16 protein-coding genes are annotated in these 17,122 nt (G+C 66.1%); 6 read left to right on the top strand and 10 right to left on the bottom strand.

Annotation, left to right across the window (positions count from 1 at the left end; all coding sequences use genetic code 11):
• Positions 1–975 (top strand): biotin synthase BioB (gene bioB / locus I5M_RS26705; protein WP_022724195.1); only part of this gene is annotated, 975 nt, incomplete at its 5' end.
• Positions 976–1,266: 291 nt separating this feature from the next.
• On the opposite strand, the gene I5M_RS26700 is transcribed toward bioB, so the two are convergent.
• The 4 genes from I5M_RS26700 to I5M_RS26685 form a co-directional block, all read right to left on the bottom strand.
• The gene (locus I5M_RS26700) at positions 1,267–1,983 is read right to left on the bottom strand and encodes a hypothetical protein (protein WP_022724194.1); all 717 of its coding nucleotides are present in this window, start codon (positions 1,981–1,983) and stop codon (positions 1,267–1,269) included.
• A 7-nt stretch (positions 1,984–1,990) separates the two neighbouring features.
• A complete protein-coding gene (locus I5M_RS26695; protein ID WP_022724193.1) occupies positions 1,991–3,016 on the bottom strand; it encodes an ABC transporter substrate-binding protein in 1,026 nt (341 codons plus the stop codon).
• Positions 3,017–3,068: 52 nt separating this feature from the next.
• Positions 3,069–3,860 (bottom strand): ABC transporter permease, encoded by a 792-nt coding sequence (locus I5M_RS26690; protein WP_022724192.1) that lies wholly within the window; start codon positions 3,858–3,860, stop codon positions 3,069–3,071.
• A 193-nt stretch (positions 3,861–4,053) separates the two neighbouring features.
• Positions 4,054–4,902, bottom strand: coding sequence for an ABC transporter ATP-binding protein (locus tag I5M_RS26685; RefSeq protein ID WP_022724191.1), 849 nt, complete (start codon positions 4,900–4,902; stop codon positions 4,054–4,056).
• A gap of 66 nt (positions 4,903–4,968) precedes the next feature.
• Between I5M_RS26685 and I5M_RS26680 the strand changes: the two genes are divergently transcribed.
• Together I5M_RS26680 and I5M_RS26675 are read left to right on the top strand one after the other, a co-directional pair.
• The gene (locus I5M_RS26680; protein WP_022724190.1) at positions 4,969–5,751 is read left to right on the top strand and encodes an ABC transporter ATP-binding protein; all 783 of its coding nucleotides are present in this window, start codon (positions 4,969–4,971) and stop codon (positions 5,749–5,751) included.
• On the top strand, positions 5,748–7,298 hold the full coding sequence (locus I5M_RS26675) for an ABC transporter permease/substrate-binding protein (protein WP_022724189.1): 1,551 nt from the start codon (positions 5,748–5,750) through the stop codon (positions 7,296–7,298). The genes I5M_RS26680 and I5M_RS26675 overlap by 4 nt, the downstream gene beginning before the upstream one ends.
• Before the next feature lie 87 nt (positions 7,299–7,385).
• Here I5M_RS26675 and I5M_RS26670 read toward each other — a convergent pair whose 3' ends face one another.
• From I5M_RS26670 to I5M_RS26660, 3 genes are all read right to left on the bottom strand, one after another.
• On the bottom strand, positions 7,386–8,237 hold the full coding sequence (locus tag I5M_RS26670; protein ID WP_022724188.1) for an SDR family oxidoreductase: 852 nt from the start codon (positions 8,235–8,237) through the stop codon (positions 7,386–7,388).
• Between the two features lie 302 nt (positions 8,238–8,539).
• The gene (gene ilvC / locus I5M_RS26665; protein WP_022724187.1) at positions 8,540–9,559 is read right to left on the bottom strand and encodes a ketol-acid reductoisomerase; all 1,020 of its coding nucleotides are present in this window, start codon (positions 9,557–9,559) and stop codon (positions 8,540–8,542) included.
• A 194-nt stretch (positions 9,560–9,753) separates the two neighbouring features.
• The gene (locus I5M_RS26660; RefSeq protein WP_031337692.1) at positions 9,754–10,629 is read right to left on the bottom strand and encodes an EamA family transporter; all 876 of its coding nucleotides are present in this window, start codon (positions 10,627–10,629) and stop codon (positions 9,754–9,756) included.
• A 235-nt stretch (positions 10,630–10,864) separates the two neighbouring features.
• On the opposite strand from I5M_RS26660, the gene I5M_RS26655 reads away from it, so the two are divergent.
• Together I5M_RS26655 and I5M_RS26650 are read left to right on the top strand one after the other, a co-directional pair.
• Positions 10,865–11,419, top strand: coding sequence for a DUF421 domain-containing protein (locus I5M_RS26655; protein ID WP_022724185.1), 555 nt, complete (start codon positions 10,865–10,867; stop codon positions 11,417–11,419).
• Positions 11,420–11,464: 45 nt separating this feature from the next.
• Entirely contained in the window at positions 11,465–11,860 is a 396-nt protein-coding gene (locus I5M_RS26650; protein ID WP_022724184.1) for a host attachment family protein, read from the top strand.
• 3 nt (positions 11,861–11,863) lie between these two features.
• On the opposite strand, the gene ilvN is transcribed toward I5M_RS26650, so the two are convergent.
• The 3 genes from ilvN to miaA form a co-directional block, all read right to left on the bottom strand.
• A complete protein-coding gene (gene ilvN / locus I5M_RS26645; protein ID WP_022724183.1) occupies positions 11,864–12,406 on the bottom strand; it encodes an acetolactate synthase small subunit in 543 nt (180 codons plus the stop codon).
• A 229-nt stretch (positions 12,407–12,635) separates the two neighbouring features.
• Complete coding sequence (locus I5M_RS26640) at positions 12,636–14,414, bottom strand: acetolactate synthase 3 large subunit (RefSeq protein WP_022724182.1); 1,779 nt, start codon at positions 14,412–14,414, stop codon at positions 12,636–12,638.
• A gap of 516 nt (positions 14,415–14,930) precedes the next feature.
• Entirely contained in the window at positions 14,931–15,878 is a 948-nt protein-coding gene (gene miaA, locus I5M_RS26635; RefSeq protein WP_022724181.1) for a tRNA (adenosine(37)-N6)-dimethylallyltransferase MiaA, read from the bottom strand.
• Here miaA and serB point away from each other — a divergent pair.
• Positions 15,877–16,770 carry a phosphoserine phosphatase SerB gene (gene serB / locus I5M_RS26630; RefSeq protein WP_022724180.1) on the top strand — a complete coding sequence of 298 codons (894 nt, stop codon included), beginning with the start codon at positions 15,877–15,879 and terminating at the stop codon, positions 16,768–16,770. The two genes, miaA and serB, sit on opposite strands and share 2 nt — an antisense overlap.
• Positions 16,771–17,122 lie beyond the last annotated feature (352 nt).

Below are 17,122 nucleotides of genomic sequence, written 5' to 3'. Positions count from 1 at the left end.
ACCCCCGTCTTCCGCCATGACTGGAGCCGCGAGGAAGCCGCCGCGATCTACAACGCGCCGTTCGCCGACCTGATGTTCCGGGCGCAGACCATCCACCGCCAGACTTTCGATCCGAATGCCGTGCAGTGCAATCAGCTGCTCAACGTCAAGACCGGCGGCTGCGCCGAGGATTGCGGCTATTGCAGCCAGTCGGCGCATCACGACACTGCCCTGCCCGCCTCCAAGCTGATGGACCCGAAGAAAGTGATCGAAGGCGCCAAGGCGGCGCGCGATGCCGGCGCGACGCGCTACTGCATGGGTGCGGCGTGGCGCGAGCCGAAGGACCGCGACATGGCGCCGATCATCGAGATGGTGAAAGGCGTCAAGGCGCTCGGCATGGAAGCCTGCATGACGCTCGGCATGCTGAGCGACGACCAGGCCAAGCAGCTCGCCGACGCCGGCCTCGATTACTACAACCACAACGTCGACACCTCGGAGGAATTTTACTCGTCGGTGGTGAAGACCCGCAGCTACTCGGACCGGCTGAATACGCTGGAGAAGGTGCACGACGCCGGCATCAAAGTGTGCTGCGGCGGCATCCTCGGCCTCGGTGAGAAGCCGACCGACCGCGTCGAGATGCTGCGCACCCTCGCCAATCTGCCGCAGCATCCGGAGAGCGTGCCGATCAACATGCTGATCCCGATCGAGGGCACGCCGATCGCCAAGACCGCGACGCCGGTCGATCCGTTCGAATTCGTCCGCACCATCGCGCTGGCGCGCATCATGATGCCGAAATCGGACGTCCGCCTCGCCGCCGGCCGCACCGCGATGAACGACGAGATGCAGGCACTCTGCTTCCTGGCCGGCGCCAACTCGATCTTCATCGGCGACACGCTGCTGACCACGCCGAATCCCGGTGACAGCAAGGACCGCGCACTGTTCAACCGCCTCGGCATCACGCCGCGCGACGACTTGGGCGTGCATGCGCACGGGTGAGGCTGGGGGCTGAGGCTGAGGCGCCCCCATAGAAACGCCGTCATGGCCGGGCTTGTCCCGGCCATCCACGTCTTACCACGCTCTCAGTGCCTACGTCCGTGGATGACCGGGACAAGCCCGGTCATGACGGAGCTAAGTGCTACTTCGCCTCTGAACGACACGCGCCCTCTCCCCGTCATTGCGAGCGAAGCGAAGCAATCCAGCCCGGTGCTCGGCGCTGGATTGCTTCGTCGCTTCGCTCCTCGCAATGACGTGACTTAATCGTTGCCGTGCCTTAATCGTCGACGCGCCTTAATCGTCGCCGTGCAACAGCATCGTGAGATACGCGGTCACAAACCGCGGCATTGTCGGCAGGAAGTCGGCCTTCGACCGCACCAGATGGATGCCGCTGAGCTCCGGCTTGGTCTCGCGCGCGAGGAAGGCTTCGATCCGCGCCTTCAGCGCCTCCCCCGGCAGATCGACGTCCAAAATTCGCAACATCGCCACCAGCGGACCGGCCTCGACACAGTGCCAATGGTCGGCGGCGTGATAATCGAGCCGCGTCAGGCCGGTCTCTTCCTTGATCTCGCGCGCCACGCTGGAGGCGATCTCGAGCCGGCGGTTGCGGACGTCGGACGGATCGGGCGTGCCGCCGGCGAAATACACCTTGCCGGCGTTGGCGGTGTGGGCACCCATCTCGCCGAGCACGATGGCGCCGTCGCTCGCGCGGATCACCCCCATGCCGAAGCCGTTGAACACAGAGGCGTCGGGAAAGCCCCAATCGCGCCAGGCCATGAAGCTGGCGAAGTCGGTCTCGAAATACTCGGCGCTGAAATAAACCCCGTCGAACCGCGGTCGCCGGCCGAGCAGGACGCGGCCGTTCCACAGATCGGGCTTGTCCGCCTGGCGCTTGGCGAAGTGCTCGTCGATCTCGGCGCGGCGCTTGTCCGCGAACGGCCAATGATGGTCGCCGACCCACAGATCCAGATTGGTCACCCGGTGAATGGTGACGGGTACTTCAGCGTTCAAGCATCACCTATTTGGCCGTGCCGCCGGTCTTCGTCGCCTGCTCGACGAAAGCGTTGGTGTAAGTCCTGGTAACGTCGATATTCGCCTTGGCGACGTCGGGCGAACTGGTGCTGAACACCGCAAGCACCGCTTCGGCGCCCTTGGGGTCCATGAGTCCCGTCTGTGAATACATCGGCAGCGTGTTCTTCAGCGCCGCGACATATTGCGCCTTGTCCTTGCCGACGATCGCGGCGGGCATCTTGTCGGCGATCTCTTCGGCCGAATGGCCGTGGATCCAGGCCAGCGTCTGCAGGATGGCGCCGGTCAGCGCCTGGGTCTCCTTCGGGTGCGCCTTGATCCACGACGTAGTCGAATACAGCGCGCCGCCCGGATAATCGCCGCCGAACACCGCGCGAGTGTCGTGCTCGGTGCGCGTGTCGCTGAGGATACGCAGATCGGCATGCGCGGCCTGCAGGATCGTCACCGCCGGGTCGAGCATCACGGCTGCGTCGATCTGGCCCTGCTGCATCGCCGCCACCGCAGTGGCGCCGAGGCCGACGCCGATCACCGAGACGCCGTTCGGATCGAGCCCGTTCTTCTTGAGCTGATACTTCAGGAAGAAGTCGGTCGACGAGCCCGGCGCGCTGACGCCGACCTTTTTGCCGGCGAGGTCCTTGATCGACTTGATTTCCGCGGTGTGCGACGGCGACACCACCAGCACCAGCCCGGGATAGCGGTCGTAGACCACGAAGGACTGCATCTCCTGCTTTTTGGCGGCGAGATTGACGGTGTGGTCGAAATAGCCGGAGACGACATCGGCGCTGCCGCCGAGCACGGCCTTGAGCGCATCCGACCCGCCCTTGAGGTCGACCAGTTCGACGTTGAGCCCGGCTTTGTCGTAGGCGCCGATTTCCTTGGCCAGCACCGTCGGCAGATAGCACAGGCAGGCGCCGCCGCCGACGGCGATTGTCACCTTGGTCTGGGCGTGAGCGAATGAGCCGGCGAACAGCAGCGCGGCCAGCGACGCGGCGATCTTGGCGATCGTTTTGTTCATGATGGTCTCCCCGGACGAAGCAAACGACAATAAGCCAAAGCCGCCCCGCCCTCTAGTCGGTCGGCTGCGCGCCCGCCTGCGGCCGCCATACCAACAGCCGCCGCTCGACCAGACTGACCATCAGGTCGATCAGGATGACAAATACCGACAACACGAACATCCCGGCGAACACGCCGGCGACGTCGAACGAACCCTCGGCCTGCTGGATCAGATAGCCGAGCCCGGCGGCGGCTCCGAGATATTCGCCGACCACTGCGCCGACCACCGCGAAGCCGATCGAGGTGTGCAACGAGGAGAACATCCACGACAGCGCCGACGGCCAGAACACGTGGCGCATCATCTGCCGCTCGCTCATGCCGAGCATCCGGGCATTGTCGACCAGCGTCGCGCTGGTTTCCTTGACGCCCTGATAGACGTTGAAGAACACCACGAAGAACACCAGCGTGACGCCGAGCGCGACCTTGGACCAGATGCCGAGCCCGAGCCACAGCGTGAAGATCGGCGCCAATACCACGCGCGGCAGCGCATTGACCATCTTCACATAGGGATCGAACACGGCCGCGACCCGCGGCTGCCGCGCGAACCAGAACCCGACCAGCACGCCGGCCGCCGAACCGAGCGCAAACGCCAGCATCGACTCCCACAGCGTGATGACGAGATGCTTCCAGATCACGCCAGTGGCGAACCAGGCGATCACCTGCTTGGCGACATCCACCGGCGTCGAAAAGAAGAACGGCGGCAGCCACAGCTTGCCGGCGATCGGCACGGTGCTGAAGAGCTGCCAGATGCCAAGGGCGACGATGGCGACGAGGAGCTGGAGAGCGAGGAGTTTTAAGCGCGGCATCACGCAACCTCTCGCAGGCAGCGATCAGCTACACGACGATGCGCCCTCTTCTCCCCTCCCCCTTGCGGGGAGGGGTCGGGGGTGGGGGTGCTACGAGGATGGCGTCCCGTTGTGGACCCCCACCCCAACCCTCCCCGCAAGGGGGAGGGAGCGCGCTGTGCTCGGCGCAAGTTCACGACCACCAAACTACTCATTACGCCGCCTGCCCGCCTTGCCCATAGGCCTTCATCACCTGCTCGCGCAGCACGCCCCAGATCTCGCGGTGCAGAGCGTGGAAATCGTGGGTCAGGCGGATTTCGAAGATGTCGCGCGGGCGCGGCAGCGTCACCCGCCAGTCGCCGATGATGCGCGACGACGGCCCGGCCGACATGATCACCACGCGATCGGCCAGCGCGATCGCCTCTTCCAGATCGTGAGTGACGAACAACACCGCCTTGCGATGCTTGCTCCACAGCTCGAGCAGCAGATTGCCCATGATCTGCCGCGTCTGGGCGTCGAGCGGCCCGAAGGGCTCGTCCATCAGCAGGATTTTCGGATCGCGGATCAGCACCTGGGCGAGGCCGACGCGCTTGCGCTGGCCGCCCGACAGCATATGCGGATAGCGCTGCGTGAAGCTGCCGAGCCCGACTGTCTCCAGCCAGCCCTGCGCCCGCGTCAGCGCCTCAGTCCGCGGCGTGCCGGATATCTCGAGCCCGATGGCAACGTTGTCGATCGCGGTCTTCCACGGGAACAGCGCATCGGCCTGAAACAGATAGCCGGCGTCGTGGTTCAGCCCGTCCAGCGCCGCGCCGAAGATCGCCGCCTGCCCGGCCGCCGGCCGCAGCAGCCCCGCGGCCACATTGAGCAGCGTCGACTTCCCGCAGCCGGTCGGCCCGACGATGGCGACGAACTCGCCGTCCGCGACCTCTAGCGAAGCTTGCTCCACCGCGGTATAGGTCCGCCCGCCGGTGAGGCGGAATGCCACCGTCGCCTCCCGCAGCTCGACCGCTGCCGCCGTCTGTCCGCTCACGCGCCCTCCCCGGATCGTTGCCGCGCCGACCATTCAACGCGGCGCGCCGACATGCAAGCGCCGCTTGCGCGAAGCCGCCGGGCGCGGTCATGCTGCGGTATGGATCGCGACGCCCCGCCGATGATCGCCTACGACCGCGTCGCCAAAAGCTTCGGCGCGACCACCGCTGTCGACAACGTGACATTGACGGTGGCGCACGGCGAGCTGCTCGCCATCGTCGGCGGCTCCGGCTCGGGCAAGACCACGTTGCTGCGCCTCGCCAACCGGCTGATCGAACTCGACGCCGGCAGCGTCCGCATCGCCGGCGACGATATCCGCACCGCCGATCCGATTGCGCTGCGCCGGCGCATCGGCACCGTGTTCCAGGCCGCCGCGCTGTTCCCGCACATGAGCGTCGCCGCCAATATCGGCATCACGCCGAAGCTGCTCGGCTGGTCCAAGGCCGACATCTCGGCGCGCGTCGACGAATTGCTCGATCTGGTGCGACTCGACCCAGCGCAGCATCGCCGTCGTTTCCCGCACGAGCTCTCCGGCGGCCAGCGCCAGCGTGTCGGCGTCGCGCGCGCCCTCGCCGCGAAGCCCGAGATCGTGCTGATGGACGAGCCGTTCGGCGCGCTCGATCCGCTGACGCGCGATGCGCTGGGCGAAGATTTCCGCGCGCTGCACCAGCGCCTCGGACTCACCACCATCCTGATCACCCACGACATCACCGAGGCGCTGCTGCTCGCCGACCGCATCGCGGTGATGCGCGCCGGCAAGCTCTTAGAACAAGGCACGCCGGCCGGACTCAGCGCCAGCCGCGAGCCCTATGTCGCCGAGCTGATGCAGACGCCGCGCCGCCAGGCCCAGCGGCTCGCCGCGCTGCTGGACGGCGGCGCATGAGCCTGCTCGACGATCCGCGCGCCAGCGAAGCGCTAGCGCACCTGCCCGATTATCTCGGCAGCCACATCCGCGTCAGCGCCGCGGCGCTGACGCTCGGCCTCGCGCTCAGCCTGCCTCTGGCGATCCTGTCGCGGCATCGGCCGCTGCTACGCGGCGCCCTGCTCGGCGCTGCCGGCATCGTTCAGACCATCCCAGGGTTGGCGCTGCTCGCGCTGTTCTATCCACTGCTGCTGGTGCTGGCAGCGCTGAGCCTGCGGGCCTTCGGCGTTGGCTTCTCGGCGTTCGGCTTCCTGCCGGCGATGCTCGCGCTGGCGCTATATTCGATGCTGCCGGTTCTCCGCAACACGATCACCGGGCTGGACGGCGTCGATCCGGCGCTGGTCGAGGCCGCGCAAGGCGTCGGCATGACACCGCGGCAGGTGCTGACGATGGTCGAGCTGCCGCTGGCGCTGCCGGTGATCATGGCCGGCGTCCGCACCAGTGCGGTATGGGTGATCGGCACCGCGACGCTGTCGACGCCGATCGGACAGACCAGCCTTGGCAACTACATCTTCGCCGGGCTGCAGACCCAGAACTGGGTACTGGTCGTGTTCGGCTGCGTCGCCGCCGCCGTGCTGGCGGTCGCGGTCGATCAATTGCTGGCGCTGATCGAAGCCGGCCTTCGCCTTCGTAGCCGCCCGCGAATCGCGCTCGGCGCCCTCGGCCTCGCGGCGCTGCTGATCGCGACGCTGGCGCCCGGTCTGATGGTTGCCCGCGCGACGTACGTGATCGGCGCCAAAACCTTCAGCGAACAATATGTCCTCGCCGCGCTTCTCGAGCAGCGTGTCGAGGCCGCTGGCCTCACCGCCACCACCCGCAGCGGCCTTGGCTCCAGCGTGATCTACGACGCGCTCAAAACCGGCGACATCGACGCCTATGTCGATTACTCCGGCACGCTGTGGGCCAATCAGTTTCACCACGAAGGCGTCGCGCCACGCGCGCAGGTGTTGGCCGATCTGAAGCGGGACCTCGGCCGCGATGGTATCGCTTTGCTCGGCGAACTGGGCTTCGCCAACGCCTATGCGCTGGTGATGCCGCGCGCCAAAGCCGAAGCGCTGAATATCCGCAGCATCGCCGACCTCGCTGCCCGCGCGCCGCAGATGACCATCGCCGGCGACTACGAATTCTTCTCCCGCCCCGAATGGGACAATCTGCGCCGCGCCTACGGCATCGCCTTCAAGACCGAACGCCAGATGCAGCCGGATTTGATGTACGCAGCGCTGAATGCCGGCGAGGTCGACGTCATCGCCGGCTACACCTCGGACGGGCAGATAGCCAAAGACGATCTCATCGTGCTGGACGATCCCAAGCAGGCGATCCCGCCTTACGATGCGGTGCTGCTACTCGCGCCGAAGCGATCGGGTGATCGCAAATTACGAGAGGCGCTGACGCCTTTGCTCGGCCGCATCGACATTGTTGCAATGCGCGAAGCCAATCTGCGCGCAGCGACCAGCGACGGCACGCCGGACTCGGTAGCGCGTTGGCTGTGGGGACAGACCAAACCGTAGGGCGGATAAGCGAAGCGCCATCCGCCATCAGTACCTCAACGCGCGAAGCGGCGGATGACGCCTTCGGCTTATCCGCCCTACACGTCGTTATTTCCTCGGCTTTAACCCGAGCCGCTTCGCCACGATCTTGTCGACGATCCGCGGCGGCAGCTTGGTCGACAGCCAAAACCGCAGCGGGCCCGGCGTGATCACGTCGTGTGCCTTGGGCTTCGGCGACGTCAGTGCGTCATAGACGTGCTGCGCGATCGTCTCGGGCGGCAGGCCGCTGGCGTCAAGCTGCGGCAGCATCGCGCGGATTTTTTGCAGCGCCGGGTAGAACGGCGAGCCCGCATATTTGCTGATGTCTTCCTGCTCGGCCTTGCCCCAGATCGGCGTCTTCACCGCGCCCGGCATGATCACCACGACGTCGATGCCGAACAGCATCAGTTCGCGCCGCAACCCATCTGACAAACCATTGAGCGCATGCTTGGACGCGGAGTAAGCGGCCATCAGCGGGTTGCCGAACTTGCCGGCGATCGAACTCATCATGACGATCCGCCCCGGCGCGCCGCGCAACGACGCATCGGTCCCGAGCAGCGGCGCGAAAGCCTGCGTGGCCACGATCGGCGCGATGACGTTGACCTCGAACTGACGACGGAAATCGTTCGGTGACAGATCGACCACCGCGCCTGACACCGCGATGCCGGCGTTATTGACGAGGCCGGCCAGCTTCTCACCGCCGAGCGCCGCCCTCACCTCATCCGCCGCCTGGTGCACCGCCGCCGCGTCGGTGACGTCGAAAATCAGCGGCGTGAAGGCTTCGCCGAACTCCTGCTGAAGCCGTGCCGCATCAGCCTCCTTCCGGACGCTGCCGAACACGCGAAAGCTCTTGTCCAGCAGCATCTTCGCACAGGCATGGCCGATGCCGGTCGAAACACCGGTGATGACGACGGACGGCATGGAGAGGCTCCTCTCGTTCTCGCGAACGTAGCATAGCCAACGGAAAAACGGGACCGCGTTGCCGCGATCCCGTTCTTGTTGCTTCTAGCCTTCCGTCATCCTGAGGTGCGAGCGAAGCGAGCCTCGAAGGATGACTTAGCACCGCGTCTGTGGCCCATCCTTCGAGGCCGCCGCTACGCGGCGGCACCTCAGGATGACGCTGTGGGCGTCGAGCCGTAGGGCGGATGAGCGAAGCGTCATCCGCCGTCCCGAGCACGAGACGGCGGATGGCGCCTTCGGCTTATCCGCCCTACGGGCTGCGCTTAGTTCTTGCTCTTGTCGACCAGCGCGCCCTTCTTGATCCAGGGCATCATGTCGCGCAGCTTGGCGCCGACTTCCTCGATCTGGTGCTGGGCGAGCTTGTTGCGGGTGGCCTTGAACGAGGTCTGGTTGACCTTGTTTTCCAGCATCCAGTTGCGGGTGAAGATGCCGTTCTGGATGTCTTCCAGAACCTTCTTCATTTCCTTCTTGGTCTCCGGCGTCACGATGCGCGGGCCGGTGACGTATTCGCCGTATTCCGCCGTGTTGGAGATCGAGTAGTTCATGTTGGCGATGCCGCCTTCGTAGATCAGGTCGACGATCAGCTTCACTTCGTGCAGGCACTCGAAGTAGGCCATCTCCGGCGCATAGCCGGCCTCGACCAGGGTCTCGAAGCCGCCCTTGATCAGCTCGACCAGGCCGCCGCACAGCACCACCTGCTCGCCGAACAGATCGGTCTCGCACTCTTCCTTGAACGAGGTCTCGATGATGCCGGCGCGGCCGCCGCCGATCGCCGAGGCGTAGCTGAGGCCGAGATCGTGGGCGTTGCCCGACGAGTCCTTGTGGATCGCGATCAGGCACGGCACGCCGCCGCCCTTCTGATACTCGCCGCGCACGGTGTGGCCGGGGCCCTTCGGCGCCACCATCAGCACGTCGAGATCGGCGCGCGGCTCGATCAGGTTGAAGTGCACGTTGAGGCCGTGGGCGAACAGCAGCGCCGCGCCCTTCTTCATGTTGTCGTGCAGATGCTCGCGATAGATGTCACCCTGCAGTTCGTCGGGCGTCAGCATCATCATCACGTCGGCCCACTTGGCGGCCTCGGCGACTTCCATCACCTTGAAGCCAGCGGCTTCGGCCTTCTTGGCGGTGGCCGAGCCGGCGCGCAGCGCGATCGCGACGTCCTTGACGCCGGAATCCTTCAGGTTCAGCGCGTGGGCGTGGCCCTGGCTGCCGTAACCGATGATGACGACCTTCTTGCCCTTGATCAGGTTCAGATCGGCGTCGCGATCGTAATAAACTCGCATCCTTCGTCCTCTTGTTCGGCGGCCCGTCCCGCCCCGCTGGTGTGATCGGGCCGTCCCGGCCGACCGTCGAATTGCCGCTGGTTTCTAGGGCGCTGGGGCACCCGAGACAAGCCCGCGGCGGTGATTTGTGCCTGCGCGGCAGCGCCCCTGCCGCGCTGCAACAGCATCCCTTACGACTTTCCGCCGAGCGGCCTTCAGCCGACCTCCGGCAGTTCTGGCCGGAAGCGGCCGAACAGCAGCATGATGGCGAGCCCGACGACCACGATCACCATCCCGGCCAGCCGCAGCGGCCCGAAGGTCTCGCCGAACGCCAGGCTGGAGGCCCCCGCCCCGATGAAGGGGACCAGCAGCGCGAACGGCGTCACTTGGGCGGAGGTGTAGGCGTGCAGCAGCCGGCCCCAGATCCAGTAGCCGATCGTGGTCGAGCCGACCGAGAGCAACAGCAGCGACGCCATGACCCCCGGCGACAGATGCGTCATCGCCTGCCAGCTCTGCGCTAGCCCGTCGGCCATCAGCGCCGCGGCGGCCAGCGGTGGCAGCGATGCCAGGCTGATCCAGGCAAACAAATCAAGCATCGGCACCGCGCTGGTCCGGCGCAGCAGCAGATTCATCACCGCAAAGCTGACCGGCGCGGTCATCGACACCGCGAAAGCGCCGACGCTGAAATCGTAGCCGACCGTGAAGCAGATCATCAGAAGCCCACACGCTGCCACCGCGATGCCGCCGATTTGCGCGCGGCTCGGGCGCTCGCCGAGAAAAAGCGCCCCGAGGCCGATGGTGAACAGCGCCTGGCTTTGCACGATCACCGCCGTCAATCCCGCCGGCACGCCGTGCGCCATGCCGAAGGTCTGGGTCAGAAACTGCACCACCAGCAGCGCCGTCAGGCCGAGCAGCAACGGCCAGGAAATCTTCGGCCGCGGCAGCACGAGGCAAGGCAGCGCCGCGATCGCGAAGCGCAACAGGTTGAGCTGTGACGGCGACAGATCGTCGAGCGCATAGCGCGTAAACACGAAGCCCAGGCCCCAGATGATCGCGACCAGCAACGCGAGCGCCGTGTCGGCAGGCTTCATGTCGTCTCCACCCCGGTTCCGCGCGCCGCGCGCGGGCATTGGCCGCGTTCCTAGCTGATCGGCCCGGCCGCGATAAGCGTCGGCGGCGCGTAGCTGTATCCCGCCCAGCGGGTTACGCGCCTCCACGCCCCAACTATCTGCGGCCGGCCCGGGCCGCACCGGCCGAAACGATGTGCAGCCCACTCCGGTTTGGCGGAGGCCAGGGCGACGTTCACGCGTCCAGCCGAGGTCACCGATGTCCGATATACTCCACGTTGTCGTCGTGAACCCAATCGCCTACCTGGCGCTGGTGGCGTTTCTGCGCATCTCCGGCAAGCGGACGCTGACCAAGCTGAACGCTTTCGACCTCGTCGTTACCGTCGCGCTCGGATCGGTGCTCGCCACCGTGGCGCTGAACCACAGCGTTTCGCTCGGCCAGGGTCTGGCCGCGATGGCGATGCTGATCGGCCTGCAATATGTGATTACCTGGTGCTCGGTGCGGCAGCCGTGGCTCGAGGGCCTGGTGAAGAGCGAACCCACTTTGCTGATCTACAAAGGCAGCTTCATCGATCGGGCGCTGGTGGTGCAGCGCGTCACCCGCGACGAAGTCGCGGCAGTGCTGCGCAGCCGCGGCATCGCCGAAATCGCCAACGTCGACGCGGTGGTGCTGGAAACCGACGGATCGTTCGGCGTCGTCGAGTCGGTCGACTGGAGCAATCCCAGCACGCTGAAAGGGATCGACCTCTCCGCAGTCCCGGTTTCGACCCGGCCCGCGGAACCGAGCCGGACCGCGCCGGTTGCCCCTGTGTAGCATCCGGCCGCGCGCCGCGCCGGTCACCGATCGAGAGGACATCCGATGGCTCTGATTCCGCATAACACCCTGGTCGTGGTCGCCGATGGACGCGGCGCGCTGCTGCTGCGCAATGCCGGCAAGCCCACCGACGTTTCGCTGCGCCAGGAACGCAAGCTGGAGCCGGATCCTGCCGAGAACGGCCCGTCGGGCTCGCGCCCCGAGGATCAGACCAAGAGCCAGACCGACGAAGCCACCTTTGCCAAGCAGCTCTCCCACACGCTGAACAAGATGAAGCTGGACGGCGAATTCGATCAGTTGGTGCTGGTCGCCGACCCGCAGACGCTCGGCCAGATCCGGCCGATCCTGCACAAGACCGTCGAAGCCTCGCTGATCCGCTCGCTGGCCAAAGACCTCACCAACCACCCGCTCGATCAGATCGCCGAAGCGATCGCTGCCTAGCGGCTACATCCCTTCCGGGCCGCGCGTGATGGCGGCGACGCCCGTGCGCACGACCTCGACGAGGCCGAGCGGGCGCATCAGTTCGATGAACTGATTGATCTTGGTCGGACCACCGGTGATCTCGAACACGAAGCTCTCGGTCGAAGCGTCGATGACGCGGGCGCGGAACGCCTCGGCGAGCCGAAGCGACTCGACGCGAGCGTCGCCGACGCCGCGCAGCTTGACCATCGCCAGCTCGCGCTCGATCGAGCGCCCGGTCAGCGTCTGGTCGACGACGCGATACACCGGCACCATGCGGTCGAGCTGGTTCTTGATCTGCTGGATCACCATCGGCGTGCCGGTGGTGACGATGGTGATGCGCGAGACGTGCTTCTGCGCCTCGGTCTCCGACACCGTGAGACTTTCGATGTTGTAACCACGGCCGGAGAACAGCCCGATCACCCGCGCCAGCACGCCGGGCTCGTTCTGCACCAGGACCGACAGCGTGTGAGTCTCGTTCGGATCGTGACGCTCTTCGATGAAGTAGGCGGAGGCGGGTTGGGTCATTGTTGCGGTCTCGTTTCGAATGGGTGCGATCAGGCTCGTATCAGGTCGAAGTGATTCACCAGGCACGGCGAACTCCCTCGCCCCGCTGTTGCGGGGAGAGGGTTGGGGTGAGGAGCTGCTGAGTCCGCAATGTGCGGAAGCGCCCCCTCACCCGACCCGGCTTCGCTACACTCCGCCGGGCCGACCTCTCCCCGCACGCGGGGAGAGGTTCAGCGCGTTGCGCGGCGGCTCACACCAGCGCCTTGCCGCCGGCGAAGGCGGCGGCGGTGGCTTCGTCGGTGGCTTCGGACGGTAGTAGCATCTCGTTGTGGGCCTTGCCGGACGGGATCATCGGGAAGCAGTTCTCCAGCGAGGCGACGCGGCAATCGAACAGTACCGGCTTCTTCACCTTGATCATCTCGGCAATGGCGCCGTCGAGATCGCCAGGCTTGATCACCTGCATGCCGACGCCACCGTAAGCCTCCGCGAGCTTGACGAAGTCAGGCATCGCCTCGGTGTAGGAATGCGACAGACGGTTACCATGCAGCAATTGCTGCCACTGCCGGACCATGCCCATGTACTGGTTGTTGAGGATGAAGATCTTGATCGGCAGTTCGTACTGCACCGCCGTCGCCATCTCCTGCATGGTCATCTGCACCGAGGCGTCGCCGGCGATGTCGATCACCAGCGAGTCGCGATGCGCCACCTGCACGCCGAGCGCCGCCGGCAGGCCGTAGCCCATGGTGCCGAGGCCACCCGACGTCATCCAGCGATGCGGCTGCTCGAAGCCGTAGAACTGCGCCGCCCACATCTGATGCTGGCCGACTTCGGTGGTGATATAAGTATCACGCCCGCGCGTCGCCTCGTACAGCCGCTGGATGGCGTATTGCGGCATGATCAGCTCGGAGTTCTTCTTGTAGGCCAGCGAATTGCGCGCGCGCCAGGTCGCCACCTGCTGCCACCACGGCTTGATATCCGGCTTCTTGGCCTCGGCCTTGAACACAGTGAGGATATCGCCCAGCACGTTGGCGACATCGCCGATGATCGGAACGTCGACGCGGATGTTCTTGTTGATCGACGACGGGTCGATATCGATGTGGATCTTCTTGGAGTTCGGCGAGAACGCGTCGGTGCGGCCGGTGATGCGGTCGTCGAAGCGCGCGCCGATGCACAGCATGACGTCGCAATCATGCATCGTCATGTTGGCCTCGTAGGTGCCGTGCATGCCGAGCATGCCCAGCCAGTTCTTGCCGGACGCAGGGTATGCGCCGAGCCCCATCAGCGTCGAGGTGATCGGGAAGTCGGTGACCTCCACCAGCTCGCGCAGCAGGCGGCAGGCTTCGTCGCCGGAGTTCACCACGCCGCCGCCCGAATAGATCACCGGCCGCTTGGCGCCGGCGAGCATCGACACCGCCTTGCGGATCGCGACGGGATCGCCCTTCACCTGCGGCGTGTAGGAGATGTGCACATCGGTCCTGCGCGGCGGATGATAGGTGCCGACGGCGAACTGCACGTCCTTCGGCACGTCCACCACCACCGGGCCCGGCCGGCCGCTGGTCGCGACGTAGAACGCCTCGTGCAACACGCGCGCCAGATCCTTGATGTCACGCACCAGCCAGTTGTGCTTGGTGCACGGCCGGGTGATGCCGACCGTGTCGCATTCCTGGAAGGCGTCGTTGCCGATCAGATGCGTCGGCACCTGCCCGGTGATGCACACCAGCGGGATCGAATCCATCAGCGCGTCGGCCAGCGGCGTCACCATGTTGGTAGCGCCGGGGCCCGAGGTCACCAGCACCACGCCCGGCTTGCCGGTCGAGCGCGCATAGCCCTCGGCGGCGTGGCCGGCACCCTGCTCGTGACGCACCAGAATGTGCTGAAGCTGATCCTGCTGGAAGATCTCGTCATAGATCGGAAGGACCGAGCCGCCCGGATAGCCGAAGAGATGCTCAACGCCATGATCGATCAGGGCGCGGACGATCATCGCCGCGCCGGTCATCTGATTGGCATCGTGGCTCTTGGTCTCGGTCATGGCTGGCTCCGGAGGCGCCGTCTGGCGCGTTGGTCTCGGTGGTCCGTGGATGGTCGTGGTGGTCGGGATCGATCGGACAATAAAAAAGGGCCCGTCGAAGGCCCTCAGCGCACCGTCCGTTCGTGGGGTGAATTCTATCCACCCCCGGCGGTGCGCCTGGCTACGATGACGAGAAGCAGATCGGAAATAATGTGTCGCATTGTGCCGCTCAGGCTTCCCAAAGGTTTCGCGGGACCATACCCCCGAAACCTCATATGTCAAGGCAGGTCGAACGCCTTAGGGATGAAACCTTAGCCGGATTCCGCCCGCCTCGCGAGAGGTAAATAGGTGCAGGAGCGCTGCATCGCCATTGCGAAAGCCGCGACGGCCCCCATCCAGCAACGTCATTCCGGGGCACGCGCGAGAGCGCGTGAACCCGGAATCCCGACGTTCAGGCCACACCAGCGCTTCCATAATATCGAGATTCCGGGTTCGCGCGTTTACGCGCGCCCCGGAATGACAGCCCGAAGGCACGTCTCACGCGCACCCCGGAATGACGGCCGCGAAGTGGGCATCCGCCTCATCCGGCCGCACCCAGCGAAACTCTGGCAGCTGGTGCCGAAACCAGGTGAATTGCCGTTTGGCGTAATGCCGCGTATCGGCCGCGCCGATCGCGGCCGCCTCTTCGAGCGAAATCTCGCCGCGCAGATAGCGCATCACCGCCGGCACCCCATGCGCCTTCATGGCCGGCAGCAGCGGGTCGAGCCGGCGCTCGGCCAGCGCCGCAACCTCTTCCAGCGCGCCGGCCTGCAGCATCGCGGCGAAGCGCGCATCGATGCGCGCGTACAGCGTATCACGGTCGGCGGCGAGAAACACCGCACTGACGCGCACCGGCGGCAGTAGCGGCGGCGTCCCCCGCTCGTGCCATTGCGCCAGCGGCTTCCCCGTCGCCAGCACAACTTCGAGCGCACGCGCCACCCTCGTGCGGTCGGCCGGCGCCAGCCGCGCCGCGGCCTCCGGATCGTGGAGGCCGAGTTCGGCGTGCAGCGCCTGCACGCCGTCGCGATCGAGCCGGGCCCGGACCTCATCGCGCATCGCATCCGGAACCGGCGGCACCGCCGACAGGCCGCGCGTCAGCGCCTTGAAATACAGCCCGGTCCCGCCGATGAAGATCGGCAGCCGACCGGTCGACCGCGCCTCGTTCAGGGCGCCGGCCGCGGCCTCGACGAACGCACCGGCGGAGAAATTCACCGCCGCGTCGACCGTGCCATACAGCGCATGCGGCGCTGCCGCTTCGTCCTCCGGCGTCGGCCGCGCCGTGATGATGCGCAGGTCGCGATAAACCTGCATCGAATCACAATTGATGACGACGCCGTCGCGCGCTTGTGCGAGGCGCAGCGCCAACGCCGACTTGCCGCTGGCGGTTGGCCCTGCGATAAGCACCGCCGCCGGCCCGCCCTCCTGTCCCGGATCGCCCTGTTCCATGTCGCTCGTCGCCACGCTCATCTGCAATCCGAACGCCCCCGCCCTCGACTCCACCGTGATCGATGGGATGCGGGCGGTGCTGCCGCAGCCCAATCGCGCGGTGTGGTTGTTCGACGAGGTCGCCGCCGATATCAGCTTCGCCAGCGACGAGGACACGCTGGTGCTGGCCGATCGCCTCCGCGCCGCCCGCGGCGACCTGCCGATCGACGTCGTGGTGCAGCCGGAAGCGACAAGGCGCAAGAAGCTTTTTCTCGCCGACATGGATTCGACCATGATCGGCCAGGAATGCATCGATGAGCTCGCCGATTTCGTCGGGCTGAAGGAGCACGTCGCCGCCATCACCGAGCGGGCGATGCGCGGCGAGATCGCGTTCGAGCCGGCGCTGCGCGAGCGCGTCGCGTTGCTGAAGGGCCTATCCGTCAGCGTCATCGACGAGGTGCTGGCGACCCGCATCATCCCGACGCCCGGCGGCCGCACGCTGGTCCAAACCATGCGCAAGCATGGCGCCTACACCTGCCTGGTCTCAGGCGGCTTTACCCAGTTCACGAAGGTGGTCGCGGAGCGGCTCGGCTTCGCCGAGAACCGCGCCAATGAACTGATCGCCCGTGACGGCCAACTTACCGGCGAAGTCGCCGAACCGATCCTGGGCCGCGACGCCAAGCTGGCGACGCTGCTGGAGCTCCGCGAAGCCGATGACCTCGACGCCATCGACACGCTGGTGGTCGGCGACGGCGCCAACGATCTCGGCATGATCCAGGCCGCCGGCCTCGGCATCGCCTACCACGCCAAGCCAGCTGTCGCCGCTGCCGCCCACGGCCGCATCGACCACGGCGACCTCACGGCGCTGCTGTATGCGCAGGGCTATCGGCGGGACGAGTTCGTCGACGAGTAGTTTCGTCGCCTCACGCTGCATTCGTAGTTCGTAGGGCGGATAAGCGAAGCGTCATCCGCCACTTTTGCGATCACCGCGAGTATGTCGGCGGATGGCGCCTTCGGCTTATCCGCCCTTGTAATAGCGAAATCGATTATCGTCGGGTGTTCCGAAAGGAATGCTCTGCCGCGGATGGCCATCCGCGGCAGAGCGGCTGGCGATCGGATCGTATCCGCCCTGAGCCGCTCTTGGCTGCCCCGTAGCTTGATCGCGCCAGCACCTTCATCGGACCCGGATGGTTGCCGGAACAAGTTGGTTCGCTTCACAAGGCAGGGGTCGACGAAGATGACGAAGACTACACAGGGACGGCCGC

The sequence above is a fragment of the Rhodopseudomonas sp. B29 genome (assembly GCF_000333455.1).
In the GTDB taxonomy this organism is placed as follows: Bacteria; Pseudomonadota; Alphaproteobacteria; order Rhizobiales; family Xanthobacteraceae; genus Rhodopseudomonas.
The sequence above is the reverse complement of the archived record's forward strand: the minus strand, read 5'-3'. Positions and strand labels throughout refer to the sequence as shown.